This is a genomic window from Geotalea sp. SG265, from assembly GCF_022808985.1.
Classification (GTDB): Bacteria; Desulfobacterota; Desulfuromonadia; order Geobacterales; family Geobacteraceae; genus Geotalea.
The window spans coordinates 275,476-300,502 of the sequence record NZ_JAKZFT010000001.1; the positions used below are offsets into that span (position 1 = coordinate 275,476).

Consider the following 25,027-nt stretch of genomic DNA (forward strand, 5'->3'; position numbering starts at 1 on the left):
GCGGGAGCCCTTTTTCTTTCCCCGGGTAAAGGAGTTAAAGCACTGCCTTCAGGTATTTTGTCGTTACGGAACGTTTCTCCCGCTCGACCTCTGCGGGATCGACCTCGACAAATTTCTCGTCGGGCGTAACCTTGAAGAGCGGCTGTCCTTTCTGGACGATTGTGCCGTCTCCCCCCTGGATGAGGATTTTGTCGATGGTCCCGGCAAAAGGGGCATTGACCTTGTTGAACATCTTCATGACCTCGATGATGTACAGGGGCTGTCCCTTCTCGAAATGCATCCCTTCCTCCACGAAGGGGGGCATGCCGGGCGCTTCCTGACCATAGTACATACCGCCGCAGACGGAGACGATCTCGTCAGCCTTGGTTGCCGGAGGAGGCACCAGCACCTTTTTCATGCGGGCCTGCAGATCCGGGTCCGTCAGGTATTCGGGGATGGTTATCTCAAGGTCCTCCTCGACCCGCAGATCCCAGAACTTCACGTTCACCCCTATCAGGAAGAGCATGCCGAGCAGTTCCAGTCCGGCCTCATAGCCGAAGTGGGCAGAGCGTGCCTGTTCCCACGTGGCGGCATCTATTCCCCCCTGGGGTTCTTCTTTATGCATCAGTTCGCACAATTGGAAATACTCGTCCCGCTGCAGGCCCAGTTTTTCACGGAGGGTGCGCGAGAAGCGGAGGGATTCCTGGAGCAGATCGTTGTCATGTCCCCAGATCACTTCGGCAGCCGGTTTGTGGGGACGGAACGACATGTGAAGATACTCATAGGTATCGTTCAGAACGCCGAGTGGATTCCTTAGCCAGACCACCTTGCCGTTGTCGATGCGGAAATTCTTGGTGTTCATGCACAACCAGCCGGACAGCAGGTGGGGATCGCCGAGCAGCCTTTCCATCGGCCGCGTGATGAGGGTTCCCTTGCGGTCGATCAGGGCCGACATGTTTTTAGCAACCTTGGGGTCGTCGGGGAACTGATCCGCTATCAGCTTGGCGTAGTGCTTCTTCATCTGCAGGAAGGCGTAAACAGGATCAAGCTTGTTGGCCTCCTCCTTCAAAGTGCCGACCAGCGTTAGATAAGGAACGACGAAACGGGTCGTCGGTTTGGCCATGACATTGGTGCCGAGGAACCAGTTGACGAGGCCGTAGTGGAACTCCAGGTTAGTGGCCATGTCGCTGCCGCGCAGGGTTGTGCTGCGAATGACCTCGGACATGCACTCGTAGCTGTCGCGACGGTTCTCACCCTTGGTGAGCAGCAAAGCGATATTGGAATCATAGGCACCGGCAACCTTGTACTTGACGAAAATGCCGGTATCGGGGTTGAGCATGCTGATCCCCTGGTCGTCGCGGATCTCACCGTCGATCGGCTTCGACCAGTAGCGGATCATGCCCCCCGCATGGGGCGACAGCGAGTCATCGGTGGCATTGAGGCGGGCCTCAACGGATGCATTGAAACGGGGGATTCGCTCTGGCTTGGGCAGGCGCTCCTTGTGCCGTGCAAGCAGGGCCATGGCCTCCACCAGCGACTCGACGACAAAGAAGTCGTTCTTGTCTTTGGGGTTGGAGAACTTCAAACTGTAGCAAAGCTCGGTTACCCGGTGCTCCACCTGAATCCTGGTGTTGACTTCCATAAAGAAATGGCGGTCACGGTCAACGATGCACTCGAAGGTGGAGGCGGAGTCAAGGCCGACTGCCTTGCCGAAACGCTCCGATTCCTCTTCCATGCGCTTCAGAACCTTCAGGTCGCTCTCAAGCGCCTTGGCTTCGCTCTTGCTGCCCGCCGCTTTGGCCCTCTCTATGGCAGCCAACAATCCTTCCTGCGTGACCGAGACCTCCAGCAGCTTCTGCTCATGCATCTGCAGAGAACAGTCACGGCCACCCAGGGCAATGCACCAGTCGCCGTTGCCCAGGAGTTGGATCTCGTTGTGGCGGGTCTGCTCGATATTCAGCTCGATAAGGACGTTTTTGTTGTCACCGACGCCGTTGGCCTTGACCTCGTTGAGAATCTCGCGGACCAGGGTCGGCGCCTCGGCTGCAGCAGCGGCAATGGCCTTGTCATCCGCTTTTTTCAGCGGCAGCAGCGACGCGCCGAGAATACGCTGTCCTTTGCCTCCACCGCCGCCGATGGCCTTGAGACGCACCCGGCTCTGGGGGTATTTCTTGAACATATCAGCTACTTCGGCCTGAACCTGCGCGCAGAGCTCTTCTATGGAGAAAAGATCCACTCCTTTGGCATAGGAAGCGTAAAGGATATGGTCGGCCAGGTCCTCCAGGGAGATTGACGCATCATTGAGGACTTTCTCGTCGCAGTTGAAACCATCAGACTTTGCCAAGGCCAACAGCTTTTCGCGGGTCGGGTGTTTCTTGATCAGGGTGCGGGCGGTGACGTTGTCGATACCGGGGGTGACGCTGACGTTGACGGAGAGGGCCGTCCGTTTGGCTTCGTCTTTCTTGCCCGCTCCCGCCTGGGTGGCTGAGCATGGACCGATGAATTTCAGCCCGGCAGCTTCGATGGCGGCGACAAACTCCTCGTCTTCAGCCATGAATCCATATCCGGCAAAGATGGAGTCGTAGCCGTTATCCTTGGCGATGCTGATGATCTGGTGGATACGCTCGACCCGTTCCTCCTTGCTGGCGCCGGTATAGTCGGGAACGCGGTGAACGCGGTGCGGATCGGTCAACTGGCGCAATTCCGGAGCAAGGGCGTTTGGGTAGACTATGGAATCTTTCTCCGACAGCAGGATACCGTAATGGGTGATCCCCATCTCCTGATAGACATCCATTGCTTCCTTACGGATCGGGCCGCGACAGACGATGAGGGGCTTGAGATCTTCGCAGGAAAAGGAACTCACCCATTCGGATGGTGACTTGCCCAGCCGGCGGTCCTTATGAATGAGCGGGTTCTTGACGTAGTACTCAGAGGTTTGTTTCATTGGTCTCCATCTCCAATCCATTGGATAATTAAAGTCAGAAGCAATCAGACATGCACCCTCTGCCGGTCAGACGGAAAAGCCGTGTGCAGGCGAGGGCTTTTCTCGCCTAGTGGAACTCGCGCTGTACCGCCTGCATGGGGCCGGGCTTGTAATGCCTGAGGAAGAAGTTCAGGTTCTCGCCGAGCACCTTGCGCAGATCGGTGGGCATAACCAGCGAGGAGATGGAACCGAGGCTGAGCGCCTCCTTGGGATTCATCAGCTCCTTCTCGTAGCGCAGGTTGAGGGCTGCTTCCTGGGTCCTGAGCCATTCCGCCGCTTCCTTTTCGGCATCGCTCTTGGCGGCATCCTCCTTGACCCCCGCCTCGACACGCTGCAGAGTGCCGCGCTTGACCCGCTCGGCGACTTCTGTACGCAGCTTGCGCAGTTCGTCCTTATAGACGAATTCCTTGCCTGCCGGTCCCATAACCGCCAGACGGGTGGTGGGCAGTGCAAGAACCAGGTCGGCGCCGGTCGGATAGTTGTTGTAGGAAGCATAGGCGCCGCCGTAAGCATTGCGAAGAATCAGCAGGATGCGTGGTGTGCGGATATCGACGATGGAATCGAGCATGGCCCGGCCGGCCTGGACGATGCCGCGCGCCTCCTGCTCGCGTCCCGGAAGGAAGCCGGTTGTATCTTCCATGAAGATGATGGGGATGTTGTAGATGTTGCAGAAGCGGTTGAAGCGGGCAATCTTGTAAGCGGCATCAACGTCGATCTGGCCTGAGTCCACCGCACTGTTGTTGGCGACAAAGCCGACGACATTGCCCCCAAGGCGACCGAAGGCGGTGACGGCGTTCCTGGCACGGTTCGGCTGCATTTCAAAATAGTCACCGTGGTCGCAGATCTGCTGAATGATGATGGAGACATCGAAGGGGGTATTGAACCCGGTCGGCGAGTTGAAGGCTTTCTTGAGCAGCGTATTGATCTCCCAGGTCTTGCGGTCCAGAGGATCGCTCGTCGGCTGGAAAGGAGCCATGACGCTGTTGTTGTCAGGGAGATAATTGAGGAGCATGACGGCAGTCCGCAGGGCACCCACTTCGTCTTCGACGGTCAGGTCGGCAACGCCGGATTGGCCGTGGACATTGGGGCCGCCCAGATCCTCGGGGGTGACGTCCTCACCCAGCACCGATTTGACGACGCCGGGACCGGTCAGGCCGAAAAAGGTATCCTTGGGCTGGATGACAAAGCTTCCCTGCCGCGGCAAATAGCTGCCGCCACCGGCGTTGAAACCGAACATGCACATGATGCTGGGAACGACGCCACTGATTTTGCGAAGCGCCGTGAATGCCTCGGCGTAGCCGTCCAGTCCGCCGACACCGGCAGGAACGAAGGCGCCGGCACTGTCGTTCATGCCGATGAGCGGAATCCCTTTTTCCCCGGCCATCTGGAACAGGCGAGCCAGCTTGTTGCCGTTGGTGGCATCCATGGAACCGGCGCGGACGGTGAAGTCATGGCCGTAAACCGCCACATCGCGGCCGTGGATATTGAGAATACCGGTGACCAGCGAGGCACCGTCCAGGTTCTTGCCCCAGTTCTGGAAGAGAATGTTTGGCTCCAGCTCGGTCAGAACCCGGATCCTTTCCCAGACGGTCATCCGCTTCTTGAAGTGCTGCTTCTCGATCTGATCGATGCTCACCGACTTGATGGGGCGCTGGATCAGGTCGTAGCCCTCCTTCATGGCCTCTTCATAGCCCCCCTCGGCACGGGAGATCTCACCGGGAATGTTGAAATCGACTTTCTCATCCGGGGCAAAAGGGTTCTTCAGTGAAGGTTTAATCGCTTTTTTGGACATCTCCGTCATCCTTCCGGTATTTGGATTGTTTTCAGCAATATTTTGAAGCAAGCATAATGAAAATCATTTTGTTTTCAAAGTTACACCAAGGGAGATGGTGAATGGGCAACTTCGGCGGGGGTGAAACTAGATTCGTCGCTGCGTTTATCTGGTTACAACGGCAAGCACCTTTACCTCCGAGCCGTCCTTGGAGAGAAGGCGGTGCTTGAGGGAAGAATCGAAGTAGACGCAGTCCCCCTCTTCGAGAGTGATGCGCTCGTCGTCCAGGAGAAGTTCAGCATTGCCCTGCATGATGAAAAGAAACTCCTCGCCGTCGTGGCTGTAGGTGTTTTCCTCGGCCGCCTTTTCCGCAACGGAGAGCAGAAAGGGCTCCATCTTCTTGTTCTGCTTCCTGAACGACAGGGATTCGTAGGAATAGCCCTGGCTGGTTCCGGAGCGGGAGATGACGCGGGGAATCAGCTTGCGCTCCCCTTTCCGTACCACCTCGAACCGGCACTCCTCTTCGTCCTCGGCGAAGAACATGCCGACCTTGACGTCGAAGAACTTGGCGATCTTCGAGAGGGTGGCGATCGGCGGAGAAACGTTATTGTTTTCGATCTGCGATATGAGCGCCGGCGAAAAACCGGTTTCCTTTGCAACGGCCTGAAGTGTTAATTTTTTTGCAAGGCGCAGCTTTTTTATCTTTGCTCCGATGTTATAATCGGTCATTTAAAGCCTCAAAAAATAAAACCTATTTTTATTTTTCGGAATACATACCGAATTTAGATTCCAATGTCAATAAAAAAAATTTCACTAATAATAAAATCCTGACATTAAATCAAGGATTTAAAGGAAACTGAAATACTTTTACTGTTATGAAAATCAGTTTCCGATCTTTCGCGCCAGAACCTCCAGTGTATGCAGCACACGGGTAGGCGCGCCGCTTTGCTTCAGTCCGTCGGTCAGCTGCATCATACAGCCGGGACAGCCGGTAACGACGGCGTCGGCTCCCGTTTGCCTGATTGCCTCACTTTTACCCGCATTTATCTGCATGGAGCGATCATAGTGATAGACGTTGAAGGTCCCCCCCAGGCCGCAGCACTTGTCGGCACCCTCCATTTCCACCAGCTGCACGCCGGTCGCCGCCTTGAGCAGTTCCCTGGGCTGCCGGGTAATGGCCCGGGTACGCAAATGGCAGGGATCGTGATAGGTGATTTTCATGGCATCGCCGGCACCAGTCTCCTCCGGATGGAGGCCCAGCTTCTGCAGAAGCACCGCGGCATCCACCGTCTTTTCCGCCAGGGCCTGCAGGCGCTGCAACAGCTCTGGGTTCCGCTTCCCCACCACCGTCGGATAGAACTTGTGCAAGGCACCGCCGCAGGTGGCACAGGCAGTCACCACATAGTCGGCTTCGTGTTTCTCCAGGATGGCGAGATTCCGCCCGGCCAGTTCCCGCACCGTCTCCATATCGCCGCCGGACATGCCCGGCAGACCGCAGCATTGTTGATCCTTGGGAATGATCACTGTGCAGCCCAGATGGCGAAAGAGTGCCAGGGCAGCCTCTCCCACCTCCGTGTAGACAAAATTGGTCATGCAGCCGACAAAATAAACGATACGAGGCTTGCCAGGCTCACCCTGGATGATTTCGGGATGGCGGGACAAGAAAGGCTTCTTGGCCAATTGGGGGATATGACGTTTGCCGCCGATGAAGGGCAGAGGAAAGCGCAGCCGCAGGCCCGATGTTGCCGGCACCTTGCGAAAGAAGAGCGGCCCGAGCAGGGCAGCCATAGCCGCGCCCATGCTCATCATCCGACGATTCTTGATGATCCGCCCGACAGCCTTGTGGAAAGTCGTCAGTCCCCGCTGTTCGGCCAGAGCCTCGCGGGCGGCAACGACGATCTCGTCGGTCGGCACTTCATTGGGACATTTCTCCACGCAGCTGCCGCAAAGCAGGCACTTGGACATGGCCAGATAGGTCTGGTCGTCCAGCTCGATATCCTTGGCAAGCAGATGCTGGGAAAGGGCCACCTTGCCCCTGGCTACCGCCGGCTCGCGCTGAAAAGCAGCGAAAGCCGGGCAGTGAGCCCGGCAGGCGCCGCACTTGACGCATTTCTTCAGGTCTTTCTCAACTCTCTTCATTGGGTCCATATAAAACCTTGTGAGGGGTGAGACGGGAGGAGGAAAGAGCGGAAACAAAAGCCTTTGCACCTCACTCCTTTCTCCTAACACCTCACTGTCTTTACAACGGGAACATTTTGCCCGGATTCAGAATGTTATTGGGATCCAGCGCCTTCTTGACCGCCTGCATGGCCGCCAGCTGCGCCCCCTTCAGCTCCAGATGGATATAGGGCTGCTTGGCCAGCCCCACGCCGTGTTCTCCGGACATGGTACCGTTCAGATCGAGGGCGGCCTGGAAAACCTCGCCGATGGCACGGTGGGCCTTTTCCTCCATACCGGGAACGGTCTTGTCGATCATGACGTTGACATGGATATTGCCGTCACCGGCATGGCCGAAGTTGACGATGGGGATGTCGTAGCGCTGCTGGATCTTGTCGATGCTGCGGATGACATCGGGCACCTTGCTCCGCGGTACGACGATGTCCTCGTTGAATTTGTCGGGATTGACATCGCGTAGGGATGGCGAAACCAGCCGACGCACCTTCCACAGGGCTTCGGATTCGGCCGCATCCTTAGCCACCTTGCATTCCACCAGCCCCAGCGGCTTTACCAGCTCCTGGATGCGGGCCGCCTGTTTTTCGATCAGTTCCCGGTCGCCGTCCACTTCTATGATGAGCACAGCCCGGCCATTTTCGGGAATGCCCAGATTGAAGCGCTTTTCCACGCACTGCAGGGTGGCGTAGTCCATGAATTCCAGGGTTGTGGGGATGATCTTATTGCCGATGATAGTCGAAACCGCCCTGGCCGCACCGTCGATGGAATCGAAAATGGTGAGCATGGTCTTCTTCGCCTCGGGGAGCGGCAGCAGCTTTAGGATGATCTTGGTGATGACACCCAGGGTCCCCTCCGAACCACACAAGAGGCGGGTCAGATCGTACCCCACGACCCCCTTGTAGGTCTCGCCACCGGTGCGGATGACCTCCCCCGTCGGCAGCACCACCTCAAGCCCCATGACAAAATCGCGGGTCACCCCGTATTTGACGCAGCGAGGCCCCCCGGCGTTCTCCGAGACATTGCCCCCCAGGGTGGAAAACTTCAGGGAGGCCGGGTCTGGAGGATAGAAGAGTCCCTGTTTCTCAACCGCCATCTGGAACTGTTCGGTCACCACTCCCGGTTCGACCTCCGCAATGAGATTTTCCGTATCTATGCGCAGAATGCGGTTCAAGCGGGTAACGACGAGCACTATGCCACCCCCCTTTGGGAGGGCGCCACCGGTAAAACCACTGCCGGCACCGCGGGGAAATACACGGATCTTTTCAGCATTGGCAAGCTTCAGGACCTGTGCGATCTCGTCCACGCTTCCCGGATGGACCACCGCATCGGGAAGAAATTCCATCTGGGTGGCGTCATAACCGTAACAGAGCAGGTCCTGGCGCTCAGTGGCAACATTCTCGCTGCCGACAATGGCCTTTATATTTTCCAGTATTCGTGATTCAAGCATGCGCACCTCTTCAACATCTATGTTCTATGTTCTAGGTTCTATGTTCAACGCTCTTTTCAACCAGGAACCTAGAACTTAGAACCTTGAACAGTCTTCAACACCGGCAGGACGTTGCCCCCTTCCGGTATCACATAAGCCTTGTAATCCTGGGGAAGAATGTTTGCCGCCTTCTCCATTGCTTCGTCCAGGGTGCAGGCCGGCATCATCCCCATCTGCGCCACCTCTTCCGGGGGGAGGTCGGAAACCAGCATGACCCGGAAACGCTGCGCCTTCTGCAGCGTCGAGTAGGCGGTCTGGCCATTGATCTCATAGTGTGCGCGCAGCTCATGTTCAAAGGAAGCCAGGTCCTTGAACCTGAACCAGCGATGAAAGGTGTCGTGGCCGTAACCGTCGCTGCAGCGGGCAAGGAGAATCATCACCCCGCCGTCTTTGAGCGCCCGGCTTCCGTATTCCATTGATTTATGGGCCTGGATGAAGTTGATGTCCTTGGGGAATCCGCCGCAGGATACCACCACCAGATCGGCTTGCTCCTTTATCGTGCAGGAAAAATGATCGGCATAGAACCGGCATCCCTCCCGGTGCATTTCCCGCCAGTCGCCGGCAAATGCGGCAATGATCCGTTTATCCGGCGTGAGAACCGTATTGAATATGAAATCGGGCTCAACCAGTGCGCAGGCCTCGGTCATTGCCTGATGAACCGGATTACCGTCGAGAATGCCGGTCGCTGCCCGACTGTTCTTGCCGCTCCCCGGCTCGGGATTGAGCACGGCAAAGTGGCTGGCCATGCAGGCCTTGCGGCTGGCGACACCAGGAAGGATGGACTTTCTGCCGCCGCCAAAGCCGGCAAAATAATGGAAACCGATGGTGCCGGTGAGAATGACCCGGTCCGCCTCCGCCACCGTCCGGTTGATCTCCACGCCGATGCCGGTCGAGGTATTGCCCAGGTAAGCAAGCTTGCCCGGGTCGTCGCAATCATGATCGGTTACGGCGATCCTTCCATAGAGAGAACCAACGATCTTCTTATGCTCCTGCTCGGTCTGGCGGCGGTGAATCCCCAGGGCGACGACTATGTTGATATCCCGGTCGGGAATGCCTGACTCGTTCAACCTGGCCACCAGGGGGGGCAGATAAAGTTCGCTGCCGGTGTAGCGGGTGATGTCCGAGGCGACGATCACCACCTTCTCTCCCGGTTTGAATGACGAGAAAAATGGCTCGCAATCGGCGATGGCCCGGTCGATGATCTGCGAAGGAGGATCGGAAGCAGGACTGACCGTGCGCAGTTCGCCGAGCAGACGATCAGAAGGGATTTGCAGGGAAAACGTTGTATCTCCATATCGAAGAAGCATGGGGATTAATGATACATATTCGTTGATGAAAGCGCAACCCTTAAGGCGGGTTCCGATATCGGCCGGCACTTGGCAATTCCGCCCCCAAATGCTGCTAAAAAAGATTGACAAAGCATGGCTTTTCCTATAACAGTTTTTCGGTTTTCCAGGGGAAGTACTGTACGATCCCTGCTTGAATTAACGCCTTTTTTTAAGGCACAGTACATAGGAGGAAGTAAATGGAACAGTATGCAGTATTATTTGCCCTGATCTGCGCCGTGGCGGCAGTTGCCTACGGTCTTTTCTCGGCCCAGTGGATCCTGGGGCTTCCCCAGGGTAACGAGCGGATGAAGCAGATTGCCGCGGCCGTCCAGGAAGGAGCCGGCGCCTACATGAAACGTCAGTACACCATCATCGCGGTGGTCGGCGTCGTCATGTTCATCGCGCTCTTTGCCGCTCTCGGCGCCAAGACTGCCGTAGGTTTCGCCGTTGGTGCCCTCTTCTCCGGGCTCACCGGCTTCATCGGCATGTTCGTCTCGGTACGAGCCAACATCAGAACCACTGAGGCCGCAAAATCGGGCATTCACAAGGCTCTCAACGTCGCCTTCAAAGGGGGCGCCATCACCGGCATGCTCGTCGTCGGTCTCGGTCTCTTAGGCGTTGCCGGCTATTACCTGGTGCTGCAGAAACTCATGCCCGGCGCTCCGGTAAAAGAAATCGTCGGCCAGCTCGTCGGCCTCGGCTTCGGCGGCTCCCTTATCTCCATCTTTGCCCGTCTCGGTGGCGGCATCTTCACCAAGGGTGCGGACGTGGGTGCCGACCTGGTGGGCAAGGTCGAAGCGGGCATTCCCGAAGACGACCCCCGCAACCCTGCTGTTATCGCCGACAACGTCGGTGACAACGTGGGCGACTGTGCCGGCATGGCTGCCGACCTCTTCGAGACCTACGCCGTGACCCTCATCGCCGCCATGCTTCTCGGCGCCATGGCCTTCGTAGGCAACGAGGCTGCGGTTAATTACCCGCTGATCCTCGGTGGTATTTCCATCATCGCCTCAATCATCGGCACCTTCTTCGTCAAACTGGGCGCCAATCAGAAGATCATGCCCGCACTCTACAAGGGGCTGATCGCCTCCGGCGTCCTGGCATGCATCGCTTTCTACTTCGTTACAGTACAGATGTTCCCCCAGGGACTGACCAATGCCGCCGGTGAAACCTTCACCTCGACCAACCTCTTCATCTCCGCTATCGTCGGCCTCGTCGTCACCGGCGCAATATTCTGGATTACCGAATACTACACCGCCACCGAGTACGCCCCGGTCAAGCATATCGCCCAGGCTTCCACCACCGGCCATGCCACCAACATCATTGCCGGTCTCGGCGTCTCCATGAAAGCCACCGCCATGCCGGTCATCGTCATCGCCGCCGGCATCATCGTCGCCTATAAATGCGCCGGCGTCTACGGCATCGCCATTGCCGCCGTTTCCATGCTCTCCCTGACCGGCATCGTCGTTGCCATGGATGCCTATGGCCCCATCACCGACAACGCCGGCGGCATCGCCGAAATGGCTGAACTCGACGATTCGGTCCGTGCCGTCACCGATCCCCTTGACGCAGTGGGCAACACCACCAAGGCCGTTACCAAGGGCTACGCCATCGGCTCCGCCGGTCTGGCTGCCGTCATTCTCTTCACCTCCTACGTGGACGAACTGAAGCTTGCCGGCCAGAACATCGAGTTCTCCCTCTCCGACCCCTACATCATCGTCGGCCTCTTCCTGGGGGGTATGCTCCCCTACTACTTCGCCGCACTCTGCATGGAGGCAGTCGGCAAGGCGGGCGGCTCCGTCGTTGAGGAAGTTCGTCGCCAGTTCAGGGAAATCAAGGGGATTATGGAAGGCACCGGTAAGCCTGACTACGCTTCCTGCGTCGATATCGTCACTAGGACTGCGTTGAAAGAGATGGTCATCCCCGGCATCATTCCCATCGCCGCACCGATCGTCATCGGTTTCGCCCTCGGGCCGAAAGCCCTTGGCGGGGTCATCGTCGGCACCATCGTCACCGGCATCTTCGTCGCCATCTCCATGACCACCGGCGGCGGCGCCTGGGACAACGCCAAGAAATACATCGAGGACGGCTACCATGGCGGCAAGGGTGGCGACGCCCACAAGGCTGCCGTTACCGGTGATACCGTCGGCGACCCGTACAAGGACACTGCCGGCCCGGCAGTCAACCCTATGATCAAGATCATCAATATCGTTTCCCTCCTGATCGTACCGCTGTTGACCAGGATATAATTCGAAAAGCGCACAGTTGGAAGAAAGAAAAAGCGGCTCCGGAAATTTCCGGGCCGCTTTTTTTTATGGTTCTACAGACACTCCGGGGGAGGCAGTCGGGGCGTCGGGAGTAAGCGACGAGCCACAGCGGCGAGCGGACACCCGCCGCATGTGGACGGAGGAGGGGTCGCTCTTTTTAAGCGTCGTGCGGCATTACATGGGCGGCACCGCAAGGTCCGCAGCTGTGGCGACAGAGCGAACGGACGACGTCGCGACTGCCTTTCTTTTCCCAGGAATTCCCGGGTGATAGCCTTTTTTATGGTCTTCAGACTTCTGGATAGTTGGCGTTATTTCGGCAGTGATCGCAAAGCCGAAGCGATCCGAGGAACAGCAGTGTTGTTAAAGGAGCATGACCCCCAGAATCAGGGAGATATTGACGATCCCCAGGGTGATGTATTCCCAGAGGCTGATATTGCCCCGTCTCTGGCTGCCCTGATATGGCTGGGGAGTTACGGGCGGGGCTTGGTATTCCCCAATGTAAGCCGATTCGGGAAGGACCTTTCCGATCGGTGCATTTACCATGGGTCCAGATTCCTTCATCCCCACGGGCACAGCCGACGCGGGAAACGGCGCAAGGGCAGGCATCTGTCCGGGGACCGCAGCCTCTTTGCCATCGAATCTGAACTGGCGCGCCCCTGCTCCCAATGCACCGTCCTTCCGGGCATCGGCAGGTGCGCCTTCCACCCAAACCAGCATGGTTTTAAGAGGCTCCCTGTTGCCGGACCTGTCCACCGCCTGATAATCGATCCGGTACCTGCCGGGCGTAGCGATGGTGAACGGCACCGTATCCCGGGTATCGTCCCTGCCGTCTATGGAATACTCGACCTTTTCCAGTCCGGAAAGGCCATCGGTACCTTTCGGCTGGAAGACGGTGGCAGGAGTTACCCGGACCAGGCCGTCAATCTCCGTTTGCGGATGGCCGACCGTCAGCTCGCCGGTTGGCGGGGTAGCATCGATGACGGCGGTCACAATGCCCGTCGGTTCCACATTGCCGACCGCATCGGAACTTCTGTACTCGATCAGGTATTTTCCCTCTGCAACAAGGGCAAGCGGCACTGACGTCTGCCACTGGCCACCGTTTACCCGATATTCGGTGGTCGTGACCGGGGACACACCATCCTCTGCAGCAAAGGTAAACTCAAGCTTATGATTGACTGGCAGCACCTCTCCCCTGGCCATCTTACGGGTTCCTGCAAAAATAGATGTTTCCGGCGGCGCGTTATCGACCACAACAGTCAAGGTGCGTACCGGCTCTTTCTTTCCTCCATCGTCCGTACTTCTGAAGGCTATCTCGTGGCGACCTGCTCCGGTCACCGTAAATGGTGCATAAGCCCTCCATTCTCCGGCGTCGATGCGGTACTCGGTGGAGGTCACCCCCGACATGCTTTCCGCCGTCAGGGTCACGGGCGTTTTCTCGCTGACGATCAGATCCTTCCCTGCATATTTGGGCTCGCCTACCATTGCATCAGTCCTTACGGGAATTCTCTCGCTGGTGATGGTGATGGTCTTTTCCCCTTCCCGGTTGCCCACATTATCTACGCTCCGGTAGCTGACCGTATGGACACCTTTCGACGGAGCCGTAAAGGGAGCATAGGGCTGCCACGCACCCTCGTCCAGCCGGTATTCCACTGAAGCGGTGCCTGATCCTTCGTCTCTGGTCTCCAGGAGTATCATGCTCTTCTTGCCGAGCAGCCCCGGCCGGCCGGGCACAACCTCTCGGCCGTCGAGAAACGCCTCAGTCCGCGGAGGCGTACCATCCACCATAACGGAAAAGCTGCGCGGCGACTCTTCGTTACCCGCATTGTCAATACTGCGGTAGTCGATCTGGTGTGCCCCTTCAGCAGAAATTCTGAACGGTTCATAGGGCTGCCACGGGCCGTCATCCAGCCGATACTCCGTTCTGGTGGTGCCGGAAGCCCCCGTCACCTTTATGGACAGATCGGTGTAAGGACTGACGAAAAAGAGCCCGGCCGGGGAGATATATTGCGGCTCCCCTACATGAATACCGCTTACCGGCTTTTTCTTCACGGCAACGTCTGGAGTCGGAGCCGGTGAACCGGGCAAAACGGCTGCATTCTCTCCTGCCCGGGAGCCTGTTTCCGCAAGATGCATGAGGATAAGAACGAAAATACAAATAATCATTTTTTGCATGGAAGCACCCTTTTCCGCCCCGGCCGATGAAATGGCTGAATAATACATCACCTTATAAAGAGGGTGCAATCTTTTTGCAGATTTTTACTTGACATCGCCGAGTTTTAAATTAAATTATCATAATTAAATTCAGCCACACAAATGGCGCTTACACAACAAACTGAGATAACTCTGTAATGGTGCTCTGCCCATGGAAGAATTCCATCGGCAATAGAGTTAATAAATATTGACAGGAGCCCCATGGACAGTGTATTAGATGTGCGATTATTCGCTTCAGATGAAAAAAAGGAGGAGGCAATGAAAGTAGTAAAAAGTAGATGTCTAACCGCAGCATTCGCAGCACTTGCAATTTTTTCCTTTGCAGGTTTGGCGGGCGCTGCCCAGGAAGAGGCAAAGGCGACCCTCACCAGTGCGGACTGCGTTAAATGCCATAGCAAACCCCCGGCCGATATCGCATCGAACGGCATGGCACACAAAACCAACGTTACCTGCCAGGACTGTCACGTGGGCCATCCGCCGACCGTGAAGAAGATCATTCCGGCCTGCAGCCAGTGCCATGAAGGAAAACCCCATTTCTCGCTCAACGGGTGCCTTTCCTGCCACTCCAACCCCCACACCCCAAAGGTGATCAAGTTCGGTAACAATGTAACCGATCCGTGTCTCACCTGCCACACTCCGCAGATCGAGAAACTGCGCAAGAACAAGAGCAAGCATACCGCCTTGGCCTGTTCGTTCTGCCACAACGTTCACGGCAAGATTCCCGAGTGCACCCAGTGCCATAAGCCCCACTCCAAGGAGATGGTCCAGGCTGACTGCAAAAAGTGCCATCAGGCACATATGCCGCTGGTTGTGACCTATGGTGCAGAAACGCAATCCAAGCTCTGTGCTTCCTGCCACAAAAAAGCATACGATCTGCTCATGGCAAGCACTGCCAAGCACAAATCGGTGCTGTGCGTCACCTGTCACCAGTCCAAGCACAAGACCGTACCCAAGTGCCAGGATTGCCACGGCATGCCGCACCCTGCAGGCATGATGGCCAAGTTCCCCAAATGCAGCCAGTGCCACAATATCGCCCACGACCTGAACCACTGGTCTGCCGATACGACTCCGGAAGGTGCTGCACAGGGGGCGAAGAAAGCCGCTCCCAAGAAGAAATAACTGAGCAGGCAGTAACATCCTGTTGTTACAAAAAAGGCCGGCTGAAAAGCCGGCCTTTTTTCTACTCAAGTATTCTAACTCTGTTGAAATTACTGATTTCTGCACTATACTTGAGACATTTTTACCGGAAAGGGAGCTCGTATGATAGTCATTGGCATTTCCGTGACTGTAATGGCAATCACCTTGGTAGTACTTGCCTGTTTCATGATTCCTGCCTTCGTTGAAATCAGAAAAACGGCCGTTGCCTCACGTGAATTTATCGCCTGCGTGGAAAAAGATATGAAGCCGGTTCTGCAAAATCTCCAAGGGGCGCTGACCGACCTGAAGGTGATAACCGAAGAGGCATCGAGCAAAATCGAAGATGTGGGACTGTTCATGGAAGAACTGGGCAATGCCGGCCGCACCATCCGTACCATCAATTCGGTGGTCGGCAGTGTTACCGGTCTCATGTCCAAGACATCCTTGTGGATGACCGGTGCAAAGGTTGCCGGGAAAATACTAGTCGACAGGATCACAAACAAAAGGGGGTAAGGCTATGTCGGATGAAGAAAAAGGATTGAGTGCAGGAACAGTTATTCTTTCATTTCTGGCAGGAGCAGCAGTCGGCGCAGGAGTGGCTTTGCTGGTGGCCCCGAAGACCGGCGAAGAGTTGCGGGCAACCATCAGGGATCTGGCGGACGATGCGGTGGACAAGATCAAGGAATATGCCTCGGAAGCCCAGGACAAGATCAGGACCTCCTATGAAGAAGGCAAGGATATGATCATGGAGAAGAAATCCATTCTTTCTTCCGCCATAGAAGCCGGTAAAGAGGCGATGGAACGGGAAAAGGAAAAGTACAAGGAAGTCTGATAAACATGCGACAAGACCCACTGGCAGCAGTGGGTTTTTTGTTGCCGATCGCACCCAAGGATACCGAAACAGGATGAGACGCGCTGCCGATATCATAACCTTTTTCAGTAAGGACCTCTGGAATCTTGATCCGGATGTCTATGGCGGCGTCAAGCGATACGGGGTCAAGTATCTGCAGATAATGGCACTGGTCGCCAAGAACTTCCTGGACGACAACTGCCTTTTGCGCGCCTCTGCCCTCTCCTTCACGACCATACTGTCCATCGTACCTTTTTTTGCCCTTACCTTCGCCGTACTCAAAGGCTTCAACGTCCAGAACATAGTTGAGCCCTACATCCTGGAACAGGTGACGGCAGGCTCGGAAGAGCTGGTTGAGAAAATCATCACCTACATCAACAACACCAACATGACCTCCATGGGGACCATCGGCCTCGCGACCCTCATCGTGACGGCAATCACCCTGCTCGGCAACATCGAGGAGGCGTTCAACGTCATCTGGGGGGTAAGAGGGACCAGGAGCCTGCACCGCAAGTTCAGCGACTATCTGAGCGTGCTCCTCAGCGGACCGATCCTGATGCTGGCGGCAATCAGCATAAGCACAACTCTGCAGAGCCAGGCCGTCGTGCGTTGGCTACTGGAGACCAGCTACCTGGGGGACGTGCTCCTCTTCCTATTCCGCCTCGTCCCCTATTTCAGCGTTTGGCTGGCACTGTTCTTCCTCTATATATTTCTCCCCAATACCAAGGTCAGGGCCAGATCGGCCCTTGTCGGCGGGATTCTTGCCGGCACCGTCTGGCAGATCGCCCAATGGGGATACCTCCACTTTCAGGTCGGCGTCGGCAAGTACAATGCCATCTACGGTACGATGGCGCTGCTCCCCATTTTCATGGTCTGGATTTACACCAGCTGGCTGATTGTCCTCTTCGGTGTCGAGGTGGTGGCAGCCCATCAGAACATCAGGACCTACCGTCACGAGCTGCACATCTTGCAGGTCAGCCCTGCCATGATGGAACTGCTCTCCCTGTCCATCCTCCAGGAAATCGCCACCGCCTTCCATTGGGGTACGACGCCGTTTACCAAGGAGCGACTGGCCGAAATTCTGAATATACCGGTCAGGCTGGTGAGAGAACTCCTGATCCGGCTGACGGAAGCAGGATATCTGGTCAGATCAACCGGCGAACAGCCCTCGTATTACCCAGCCAGAAAGCTTGAACAGATCACCATTCAAGATGTGCTCACCTCTCTCAAAGGCTATGAAAACCATGCCTGGATGGAAAAGGTGGCGGCCCAGGAAGAGCTGTCCCACGACATACTGAAACGTGCCAATGATGCTGCTGCGGCGGCACTTGCGGGACTGACCCTCAATGATCTCGTTGTCGCCCGAAAAGACACTCCCGGCGCTTGACCTGTTTTTAACGAAAGCAGCACCGGCAGCGCCGTTGACAAAAAAGGGATGATTGAATATAGTGGCTGGATTGTCGACTTCCTTTTCTAACCAGAACAGTAACCACACACGGCCATGCACGATCTCAAACACCTTTCGAAGAAGAAACGAATACACCGCCTCAACATCCTTAAGAAACAGGATGTCGCTGCACCCGATTTCAGCGCGCCACTCAAGGAGTCACGACCGGAAAGAAAGAAGCTGCGACTGGCGCTGCCGGTACTGGCGCTGCTTTTAGCCGCCTATCCCATCTTCAACCTGCTCATATCCGCCAAGACTGCCCTTTCCAGCGTCAGCAAAGGCAGCACAGCCGCGGTCAAAACGGATATCTACAAGGAGCTGGACAACTGGCGCGCCTTCCAGCTCGCAGCGGACATGCTTCCTTCCTCCAGCTTCGCCCAAGACCGCCTTTCCGCCCGTTTACCCGATGGGGGCACGGTTGTCTACGCCATCGACGAGCCGCTGCAAAGACGCGTCACCAGACTGATGGAGGACTTCCAGGTTCCCTATGGCGCCTTCGTCGCCATCGAACCTAAAACCGGCCGGATACTGGCCCTGGCCAGCCATTCCAGCACCGATCCCTCGTGGGAAAAGAGTTCCTGTTTCAACCTCTACCCCATGGCCTCCCTCTTCAAAATCATCACGGCCACCGCCGCCCTTGAGCAAAAAAAGGTCTCCCCCGATACCGTCTTCCCCTTCAACGGCAGGCTTACCTCGGAAAATCCCAAGTACTGGCGTGTTAACCCCCGTGGCAAAAATCAGGAGCTTCCCCTGGCCGTAGCCATGGGTAAATCGGTCAACCCGGTCTTCGGCAGACTTGCCAGCGATGTGGTCGGGAAGGATTCCCTTGTCTCCTGCGCCGAGCGCTTCGGTTTCAATCAGCTCCTTTTCCCCACCCCGCTGATAACCCCGAGCAAAGCGGCCATTCCCCAGACCGACAACGAATTGAAACTGATGGGAGCAGGACTGGGGCGGGAAGTGAAGATATCCCCCCTGCATGCGGCAGCCGTCATGGCCGCCATTGCCAACGGCGGCGTCATGATGTCCCCCTCGCTTGTAGCGGAGGTGAGTAACCCCCAGGGAAAGGCGGTCTACACCCACAAGCCCCAGCAGATCAAGCGTCTGGTGGCGCCCGAAGTAACCGGCCAGCTGGCCCGCATGCTCTCGACCACCGTCAACAGCGGCACCTCCCGCCGGGCCTTCCACGACAGGCGGGGCAGACCCATGCTCGCGTCGGTGAAAATCGCCGCCAAGACCGGCTCTATAAACGGAACCGACCCTGCCGGCCATTACAGCTGGTTTGCGGCCTACGCCCCAATGGAAGACCCGCAGATAGCCCTGGTGGCCCTGGTCATCAACCAGAACAAGTGGCGCATCAAGGCATCCAATGTGGGGGAGAAGGCGCTGGAAGTTTTCTTCAAGGACCCGTCGTAAACAGGACTGAGCAATGGAATGCTCGAGATGCGGCACCTGCTGCGTAGCTCCCGACATCAGCACACTGGCAAAGCCGCTGGGAGTGCCGTGCATCAACCTGTGTGTCGACTGCTCCTGCAGCCGCTATGGTACCCGCCCCGCTGTCTGCCGCAGCTATCGCCCCGATGAACTCTGCCGGTTGATAGACGCTCCGGATATGAATGAGCGGGTAGAAAAGTATCTGCAGCTGTTCGGACTTTTTGAGGAAGTTAAGAGAACGTCTTCAGGGTGAGCCGGCCGTCGAGCCACTCGCCATAGGAATACTGGCTTATCCAGTCCCCAAGGCAAAGAAGGGTTTGTCCATCGCCGGAACCCGATTTCTCCAGAAAGGGTAGGTGAAAGTGACCGCAGATGACCGTATCACAACCCAGCTCGAACTGGTCGTGGGCGAACTGTCTGATGAGGGCGGGGTAGTCCCAGGTCAACCTGCGGCGGTCGTGCTTGCTGCTGCTTTGCCGTGACATACGGTCGGCAATGGAGGAAGCGAGTCCGACGGGAACAAGGGGTACTATCATCCTGGTGAGACGGCAGTGCAGCACCCCTCTAAGCAGCCGGTAGCGGTAGTCCCGGCGGTTGATCTGGTCGCCGTGGCAGAGAAAGACCCGCTTTCCGTCCATGTCGATCACGGCCGGTCCGGGATGGACCGAGGCCCGGAGCGTCTCGGTGAAATAGGGGCCCATGTGGAAATCGTGGTTTCCCTCGAAATAGACGATCCGCGTTCCCGACCGAGCCAGTTTGAGCAGTTGCTCCAGCACAGGCTGATAATGGGGAAAGGCGGGACGCCGGTAGCCGATCCAGAATTCGAAGAGATCGCCAAGGATATAGAGGGTTCCGGTATTCCCCTCAAGGGTGGCAAGAAAGCGGAGCAGCATACGATAGTTGGCATCCGCCGCGTTTCTCAGGTGGGCGTCGGCAATGAAAATTCTGCGCATGGCGGCACTATATATGAAGAAAGACCCGCGGTAAAGGGCAAGGTTTTATTGATGGGTGTGATGAGAGACATGGAAATCGTCTGGGATGATCTGCTCGAGGCCTTCGAAAACCCTGATCCCGAGATGGTCTACTTCCTGGACCGCCAGACGGGAGAGGTCTTCTATGTCCCCGCCGATTACGAGGACGAGGGGTTCTGGAGCGAAATCGAGGCAGACCAGGAGCGCTATCTGTCAATTCCCTGCTTCGATTACGATCAGGAAAGGCAGCTGCTGCACGAATTCATCCAGGGTATAGGCAACGAAAAGCTAAAGGCGGTTCTCAACCGGGCATTTACCGGCAAAAGCCCCTACGGCCGCCTGGACGAGATCCTTTCCTTCTACCCTGAAGAGCTGGAGCGGCTGGCATCCATCAAAGAACAACTTCTGGCCACAAGGGTCGGGCAGTGGCTCGAAGAGCACGACATCTACCCTGCCGGCGACACTTTGTGAGAACCGGCCAACGTCCATTATAAGGAAGCCATGTCGCCACAACAGTCCGTTTCCATCAAAGCCATAACAGCAATCCTCGTCATCACTGCCGTAGTTGCCGCAGGCTATGCCCTGCGCCACACCGTCTCCTGCTTTCTCCTCTCCTTCATCTTCGCCTATCTGCTGGACCCGGCGGTAGTCGCCCTGGAGCGGAGGAAGGTTCGCCGCACCTATGCCATCATCCTGATTTATCTGATCCTCGCCCTCATTGCAGTCTTCTCCATCATTTACGTGCTGCCGTTTCTGACCGTTGCCTGGGAGTCACTGCTTAGGGACCTGCCCAGCTACGTACAGAAGGGAAAAGACCTGATCCTCGGCGGCAAGGGACAGTTGCAACCGGCATTCGGCACTGAAGAGTGGCTCTGGTTGATGGACACCATCTGGACCAACATGGACAAGCTCTATGAGAAAATCAGTGCTGGAGTCTACGCCGCCGCTGCCAACATGGTCTTCAACCTCTTCAACCTGATTCTCTCGCCGATCCTGGTCTTTTTCATGCTCTTTTACAAGGACGGCATCATCGCCGAGCTGGTCAGCTGGCTCCCTGCCAGGCGCAGGGAAACCATCTGCTCCCTTGGCCGGGAAATCAACGCCAGCGTCGGCGGCTACATCAGGGGACAGCTGATCGTTTCACTGATCGTCGCCGTTCTTTCAACCATCGCCCTTTTCCTGCTCGGCATCGACTACCCCATCCTCAACGGCATCTTTGCCGGGCTTTCCTCGATCCTGCCATTCATCGGCGTCATACTGGCAACCCTTCCCCCGCTCTTTTTCGCCTATGTTCAGTTCCAGAGCGGCATGGTCCTCCTGAAGGTCACGGCAGCCTTTGCCGTTATCTATTTCCTGGAAGGGTACGTGGTAAAACCGCTGGTGTTCCAGGAATCAATGGATCTGAACCCCCTTCTGACCATTATCGTCGTCATGGCCTTCGGTGAACTCTTGGGTTTCTGGGGCATCCTCCTCGCCATTCCCATTGCTGCCGCCTTCAAGATCGTTTCCGCACAGTTGCGCCGGGACGGTTTCGCCAAGGAATCGTAATGCCATGAGGGTAACGCAGGAAAGAAAAACCTTTCTCTCCCACATTCTCATCTTCTCCCTTGCGCTGCTGCTGCTTTCCGCCTATTTCATCCACCACACCCTCTCGGCGCTGCTCACCTCCCTGGTGCTCGCCTATCTGCTCAACCCGCTTCTGAAACACCTGGAGCGCCGGGGACTCAACAGGCTTCCGGCGCTTGCCGTTCTATATGTGGGGGCGATCGTGGTCCTGGCCGGACTATCCTCTCTTCTCGTACCCTACCTGGGGCACCAGCTGCAATCGCTCAAGAGCACCGTTCCCTCCTATATGCTGAATCTGAAAAGCGAGCTGTCCCAGTGGCAGGTCCGGCTTGCCCCATATTACAGTGGAGAAGAAGGGGTCTGGTTGCTGGAACGAGGCAAGGAGTCATTCGACAGGATCGCCCAGGCGCTCTCCGGCCTGGGATACAACCGTCTCACCGCAATTTTGTACGGCATTTTCAACCTGATCCTGGCGCCGATCCTGATCTTCTTCATGCTGCTCTACAAGCAACTGTGCAAGGACATGGTCAAGCGCTTGATTCCACTGGGACACCGCCGGCAGATGATCGAACTTGGCAGAAGGATCAATCGCTCTCTGGAAAGGTTCATCGTCGGCATGGCCATCGACTGTGCACTGGTGTCGCTCCTCACTGCCCTGGCCCTCTGGATGCTGGATGTCCAGTTCGCCGTGCTCAACGGGATACTCGCCGGCTTTGCCTCCATCATACCCATTATCGGCGTCACCTTCGCCGTCATCCCCCCTGTGCTCATCGGTTATGCCCAGACCGGCGACATGGCCATCATCGGCAAAATTTGCATCCTTTATTTCATCATCAACGTCATCATCGAAGGAAACCTGATCAAACCGCTGGTCATGCGACACACCCTCCGTCTTAATCCTCTGGCGGTAATCTTTGCCGTCATGGCCCTGGGAGAGTTAATGGGATTGTGGGGGGTGGTACTGGCCATTCCCCTGGCTGCGGTGGTGAAGATCTGCGCCGCTGAATTCAGAAATAAGGAGATCGCATGACAAGAAGCAGATTCAGGATTTCCGGCATGTCCTGCGTCAACTGCGCCGCCAGGATCGAAAAGGGACTCAAGGAAACCGCCGGGGTGACGAGCGCCGCCGTCAACTTCCCCCTGGAAGAGCTGACCGCGGAGCATGACCCCCAACTGCTTTCTTCTGATGCCATAGTCGCCAAGATCGCCGATTTGGGCTACACCGCCCGACCGCTCGACGCTGCCGGAGAATTGCGCTTCGGCGTCAGGGGTCTCCACTGCGCATCTTGCGTCGCCACCCTGGAAAAGAAGCTCCTTTCCCTGCCCGGCATCACCAATGCCACAGTCAACCTGGCCGGAGAATCTGCCTGGGTCAAGTACGATCCGGGGATGCTGGTCCGGGCCGACATCTACGACCAGGTGCGGGAGGCGGGTTACGAGCCGGTCGAAGAAGAGGATACTTCGGCAGAGGACCGGAAAGACCTGGCCCGGCAGTGGAAGATGTTCCTCTTCAGCCTGCTCGCGTCCCTGCCGATCATGTTCACCATGACCTGGCACCACAACCCGCTCATCGGCTGGATGAACCTGATTCTCGCCAGCGCGGTCCAGTTCACCGCCGGGCTCGCCTTTTACACCGGCTCCTGGCACGCCCTGAAAAACAAGAGCGCCAACATGGATGTGCTGGTGGCACTGGGCACCTCTGCCGCCTATTTTTATTCCGTCTTTGCCTTTTTCGGCGCCTTCGGCCCCCACGGCGAGGTCTTTTTCGAAACCTCCGCCATGCTCATCACCTTTATCCGCCTGGGCAAGTACCTGGAGGCACGTGCCCGCGGCAAGGCGGGAGAGGCATTGAAAAAACTGCTCCGCCTCCAGGCCGACAAGGCGCGGCTCTTGGTGAATGGCGAGGAACGGGAGGTGGCCGCCTCAGCGGTCCGGGTCGGAGACACAGTGCTGGTGCGGCCGGGCGAGACGATTGCCGTCGATGGTGTGGTTCTCAGCGGCCAGTCCAGCGTGGACGAATCCATGGTCAGCGGCGAATCACTGCCTGTGGAAAAGGAACCGGGACAGCCGGTCACCGGCGCCACCGTCAACGGCCGCGGCGTTCTGACCATCAGGGCGACGCGGGTCGGCAATGACACGCTCCTCGCCCAGATCGTCAGAATGGTCCAGGAGGCCCAGGCGGACAAGGCACCGATCCAGCGCTTTGCAGATCGCATCTCCGCCGTTTTCGTGCCGATAGTGCTGGCCCTGGCAATCCTTACCTTCTGCGGCTGGTACCTGATCACCGCCGAAGGATTCCTCTTTGCCTTCAAACTGGCCATTGCCGTGGTGGTCATCGCCTGCCCCTGTGCCATGGGACTTGCCACCCCCACCGCCATTATGGTGGGAAGCGGCGTGGGCCTCAACCGGGGCATTCTCATCAAACGCGGCTCGGTCCTGGAAAATGTCTCCCGGCTCCAGGCGCTCCTCCTGGACAAGACCGGCACCCTGACCCGCGGCAAGCCGGAATTGACCGATCTGGTCCCCGCCCCTGCCGTCAACGAAGACCGGCTGCTGGAACATCTGCTCGCCGCCGAGTCCCTCTCCACCCACCCTCTCGCTCAGGCGGCGATTGAGTACGGCAAGGCCAAGGGAATTGCCCCACAGGCAGTGACCGATTACCAGGAGCGGGGTGGCTTCGGCATTACCTGCACCTACAACGGCTCAAGGCTCCTGGCAGGAAACGAACGCCTTCTTGCCGAAGGAGCCATCCCAACAGGTTCCCTCGACGAGGCGGCGACACGGCTCGCCGCCGAAGGAAAATCCCTGATCTTCGTCGCTCTGGGAGAACGACTCATCGGCATCGCAGCCTTTGCCGATCGCCTCAAGGAGACCTCCACCGCTGCCGTCAGGGCACTGAAAGGGCTTGGCATCGCCACCTTCATGATTACCGGCGATCACCGCGACGTTGCCGCCGCCATTGCCCGCGACGCGGGGGTGGACGGCTTCGAAGCGGAAGTCCTCCCCGACCGGAAACAGCAGGTGGTCAAGGAATACCAGGGGAAAGGGCTCTATGTGGGGATGGTGGGGGATGGCATCAATGATGCACCGGCACTGGCCCAGGCCGATATCGGCATCGCCATCGGCGGGGGCACGGACGTGGCCAAGGAAACAGGCGACATCATTCTCGTCCGGGATGACCTCCTGGACGTGGTCCGTGCCATCAGGCTCGGCAAGGCAACGCTTGCCAAGGTGAAGCAGAACCTTTTCTGGGCGCTTTTTTACAACGTGCTCGGCATCCCCGTTGCTGCCGGACTCCTCTACTACCCGCTGCACATTACCCTGAAACCGGAATTTGCCGGCCTGGCCATGGCCTTCTCCTCGGTCTCCGTTGTCACCAACTCCATCCTGCTGAAGAGAATCGGCCGCACGCTGTGACCGGAAAAAGG

The 25,027-nt window shown here is 57.2% G+C and carries 19 protein-coding genes; 11 read left to right on the forward strand and 8 right to left on the reverse strand.

Going from position 1 to position 25,027, the window contains the following annotated elements; translation table 11 throughout:
* Positions 1-34: 34 nt before the first annotated feature.
* From ML541_RS01370 to larA, 6 genes are all read right to left on the reverse strand, one after another.
* The gene (locus ML541_RS01370) at positions 35-2,923 is read right to left on the reverse strand and encodes a biotin/lipoyl-containing protein (protein ID WP_243369982.1); all 2,889 of its coding nucleotides are present in this window, start codon (positions 2,921-2,923) and stop codon (positions 35-37) included.
* A 106-nt stretch (positions 2,924-3,029) separates the two neighbouring features.
* The gene (locus tag ML541_RS01375) at positions 3,030-4,754 is read right to left on the reverse strand and encodes a carboxyl transferase domain-containing protein (protein ID WP_243369983.1); all 1,725 of its coding nucleotides are present in this window, start codon (positions 4,752-4,754) and stop codon (positions 3,030-3,032) included.
* A gap of 144 nt (positions 4,755-4,898) precedes the next feature.
* On the reverse strand, positions 4,899-5,462 hold the full coding sequence (locus ML541_RS01380; RefSeq protein ID WP_243369984.1) for an XRE family transcriptional regulator: 564 nt from the start codon (positions 5,460-5,462) through the stop codon (positions 4,899-4,901).
* Positions 5,463-5,615: 153 nt separating this feature from the next.
* Positions 5,616-6,881 (reverse strand): (Fe-S)-binding protein, encoded by a 1,266-nt coding sequence (locus ML541_RS01385; RefSeq protein ID WP_243369985.1) that lies wholly within the window; start codon positions 6,879-6,881, stop codon positions 5,616-5,618.
* A gap of 91 nt (positions 6,882-6,972) precedes the next feature.
* Complete coding sequence (locus tag ML541_RS01390) at positions 6,973-8,352, reverse strand: FAD-linked oxidase C-terminal domain-containing protein (RefSeq protein WP_243369986.1); 1,380 nt, start codon at positions 8,350-8,352, stop codon at positions 6,973-6,975.
* Positions 8,353-8,420: 68 nt separating this feature from the next.
* Positions 8,421-9,698, reverse strand: coding sequence for a nickel-dependent lactate racemase (larA, locus tag ML541_RS01395; protein ID WP_243370395.1), 1,278 nt, complete (start codon positions 9,696-9,698; stop codon positions 8,421-8,423).
* A gap of 218 nt (positions 9,699-9,916) precedes the next feature.
* Between larA and ML541_RS01400 the strand changes: the two genes are divergently transcribed.
* A complete protein-coding gene (locus tag ML541_RS01400; protein WP_243369987.1) occupies positions 9,917-11,968 on the forward strand; it encodes a sodium-translocating pyrophosphatase in 2,052 nt (683 codons plus the stop codon).
* A 378-nt stretch (positions 11,969-12,346) separates the two neighbouring features.
* On the opposite strand, the gene ML541_RS01405 is transcribed toward ML541_RS01400, so the two are convergent.
* On the reverse strand, positions 12,347-14,158 hold the full coding sequence (locus ML541_RS01405) for a hypothetical protein (RefSeq protein ID WP_243369988.1): 1,812 nt from the start codon (positions 14,156-14,158) through the stop codon (positions 12,347-12,349).
* 297 nt (positions 14,159-14,455) lie between these two features.
* Here ML541_RS01405 and ML541_RS01410 point away from each other — a divergent pair, with 297 nt between their 5' ends.
* The 6 genes from ML541_RS01410 (at position 14,456) to ML541_RS01435 (ending at position 19,315) form a co-directional block, all read left to right on the forward strand.
* Positions 14,456-15,316, forward strand: coding sequence for a cytochrome C (locus ML541_RS01410; protein WP_243369989.1), 861 nt, complete (start codon positions 14,456-14,458; stop codon positions 15,314-15,316).
* Positions 15,317-15,457: 141 nt separating this feature from the next.
* Positions 15,458-15,847: a DUF948 domain-containing protein gene (locus ML541_RS01415; protein ID WP_243369990.1), complete on the forward strand. Its 390-nt coding sequence runs from the start codon at positions 15,458-15,460 to the stop codon at positions 15,845-15,847.
* A gap of 4 nt (positions 15,848-15,851) precedes the next feature.
* Positions 15,852-16,166, forward strand: coding sequence for a YtxH domain-containing protein (locus ML541_RS01420; protein WP_243369991.1), 315 nt, complete (start codon positions 15,852-15,854; stop codon positions 16,164-16,166).
* A gap of 73 nt (positions 16,167-16,239) precedes the next feature.
* The gene (locus ML541_RS01425; RefSeq protein WP_243369992.1) at positions 16,240-17,571 is read left to right on the forward strand and encodes a YhjD/YihY/BrkB family envelope integrity protein; all 1,332 of its coding nucleotides are present in this window, start codon (positions 16,240-16,242) and stop codon (positions 17,569-17,571) included.
* Positions 17,572-17,685: 114 nt separating this feature from the next.
* Positions 17,686-19,044, forward strand: a complete 1,359-nt coding sequence (locus ML541_RS01430) for a penicillin-binding transpeptidase domain-containing protein (protein ID WP_243369993.1) — start codon at positions 17,686-17,688, stop codon at positions 19,042-19,044.
* 13 nt (positions 19,045-19,057) lie between these two features.
* Positions 19,058-19,315, forward strand: coding sequence for a YkgJ family cysteine cluster protein (locus ML541_RS01435; protein WP_243369994.1), 258 nt, complete (start codon positions 19,058-19,060; stop codon positions 19,313-19,315).
* On the opposite strand, the gene ML541_RS01440 is transcribed toward ML541_RS01435, so the two are convergent.
* The gene (locus ML541_RS01440; RefSeq protein ID WP_243369995.1) at positions 19,293-20,015 is read right to left on the reverse strand and encodes a UDP-2,3-diacylglucosamine diphosphatase; all 723 of its coding nucleotides are present in this window, start codon (positions 20,013-20,015) and stop codon (positions 19,293-19,295) included. The genes ML541_RS01435 and ML541_RS01440 overlap by 23 nt on opposite strands.
* Positions 20,016-20,066: 51 nt before the next feature.
* On the opposite strand from ML541_RS01440, the gene ML541_RS01445 reads away from it, so the two are divergent.
* Genes ML541_RS01445 through ML541_RS01460 form a run of 4 tightly spaced genes read left to right on the forward strand, consistent with a single transcriptional unit; the run spans position 20,067 to position 25,016 of the window.
* Positions 20,067-20,504, forward strand: coding sequence for a UPF0158 family protein (locus tag ML541_RS01445; protein ID WP_243369997.1), 438 nt, complete (start codon positions 20,067-20,069; stop codon positions 20,502-20,504).
* Positions 20,505-20,534: 30 nt separating this feature from the next.
* Positions 20,535-21,581 (forward strand): AI-2E family transporter, encoded by a 1,047-nt coding sequence (locus ML541_RS01450; protein WP_243369999.1) that lies wholly within the window; start codon positions 20,535-20,537, stop codon positions 21,579-21,581.
* A gap of 4 nt (positions 21,582-21,585) precedes the next feature.
* Positions 21,586-22,629, forward strand: a complete 1,044-nt coding sequence (locus ML541_RS01455; RefSeq protein ID WP_243370001.1) for an AI-2E family transporter — start codon at positions 21,586-21,588, stop codon at positions 22,627-22,629.
* Complete coding sequence (locus ML541_RS01460) at positions 22,626-25,016, forward strand: heavy metal translocating P-type ATPase (protein ID WP_243370003.1); 2,391 nt, start codon at positions 22,626-22,628, stop codon at positions 25,014-25,016. Before ML541_RS01455 ends, ML541_RS01460 begins: the two co-directional genes overlap by 4 nt.
* Positions 25,017-25,027: the final 11 nt, after the last annotated feature.

What these genes read in the sequence shown, in the direction of transcription:
- ML541_RS01370 (WP_243369982.1), bottom strand. Translation starts at nt 2,923, where the DNA reads ATGAAACAAACCTCTGAGTACTACGTCAAGAACCCGCTCATTCATAAG.
- ML541_RS01375 (WP_243369983.1), bottom strand. Translation starts at nt 4,754, where the DNA reads ATGTCCAAAAAAGCGATTAAACCTTCACTGAAGAACCCTTTTGCCCCG.
- ML541_RS01380 (WP_243369984.1), bottom strand. Translation starts at nt 5,462, where the DNA reads ATGACCGATTATAACATCGGAGCAAAGATAAAAAAGCTGCGCCTTGCA.
- ML541_RS01385 (WP_243369985.1), bottom strand. Translation starts at nt 6,881, where the DNA reads ATGGACCCAATGAAGAGAGTTGAGAAAGACCTGAAGAAATGCGTCAAG.
- ML541_RS01390 (WP_243369986.1), bottom strand. Translation starts at nt 8,352, where the DNA reads ATGCTTGAATCACGAATACTGGAAAATATAAAGGCCATTGTCGGCAGC.
- larA (WP_243370395.1), bottom strand. Translation starts at nt 9,698, where the DNA reads ATGCTTCTTCGATATGGAGATACAACGTTTTCCCTGCAAATCCCTTCT.
- ML541_RS01400 (WP_243369987.1), top strand. Translation starts at nt 9,917, where the DNA reads ATGGAACAGTATGCAGTATTATTTGCCCTGATCTGCGCCGTGGCGGCA.
- ML541_RS01405 (WP_243369988.1), bottom strand. Translation starts at nt 14,158, where the DNA reads ATGCAAAAAATGATTATTTGTATTTTCGTTCTTATCCTCATGCATCTT.
- ML541_RS01410 (WP_243369989.1), top strand. Translation starts at nt 14,456, where the DNA reads ATGAAAGTAGTAAAAAGTAGATGTCTAACCGCAGCATTCGCAGCACTT.
- ML541_RS01415 (WP_243369990.1), top strand. Translation starts at nt 15,458, where the DNA reads ATGATAGTCATTGGCATTTCCGTGACTGTAATGGCAATCACCTTGGTA.
- ML541_RS01420 (WP_243369991.1), top strand. Translation starts at nt 15,852, where the DNA reads ATGTCGGATGAAGAAAAAGGATTGAGTGCAGGAACAGTTATTCTTTCA.
- ML541_RS01425 (WP_243369992.1), top strand. Translation starts at nt 16,240, where the DNA reads ATGAGACGCGCTGCCGATATCATAACCTTTTTCAGTAAGGACCTCTGG.
- ML541_RS01430 (WP_243369993.1), top strand. Translation starts at nt 17,686, where the DNA reads ATGCACGATCTCAAACACCTTTCGAAGAAGAAACGAATACACCGCCTC.
- ML541_RS01435 (WP_243369994.1), top strand. Translation starts at nt 19,058, where the DNA reads ATGGAATGCTCGAGATGCGGCACCTGCTGCGTAGCTCCCGACATCAGC.
- ML541_RS01440 (WP_243369995.1), bottom strand. Translation starts at nt 20,015, where the DNA reads ATGCGCAGAATTTTCATTGCCGACGCCCACCTGAGAAACGCGGCGGAT.
- ML541_RS01445 (WP_243369997.1), top strand. Translation starts at nt 20,067, where the DNA reads ATGGGTGTGATGAGAGACATGGAAATCGTCTGGGATGATCTGCTCGAG.
- ML541_RS01450 (WP_243369999.1), top strand. Translation starts at nt 20,535, where the DNA reads ATGTCGCCACAACAGTCCGTTTCCATCAAAGCCATAACAGCAATCCTC.
- ML541_RS01455 (WP_243370001.1), top strand. Translation starts at nt 21,586, where the DNA reads ATGAGGGTAACGCAGGAAAGAAAAACCTTTCTCTCCCACATTCTCATC.
- ML541_RS01460 (WP_243370003.1), top strand. Translation starts at nt 22,626, where the DNA reads ATGACAAGAAGCAGATTCAGGATTTCCGGCATGTCCTGCGTCAACTGC.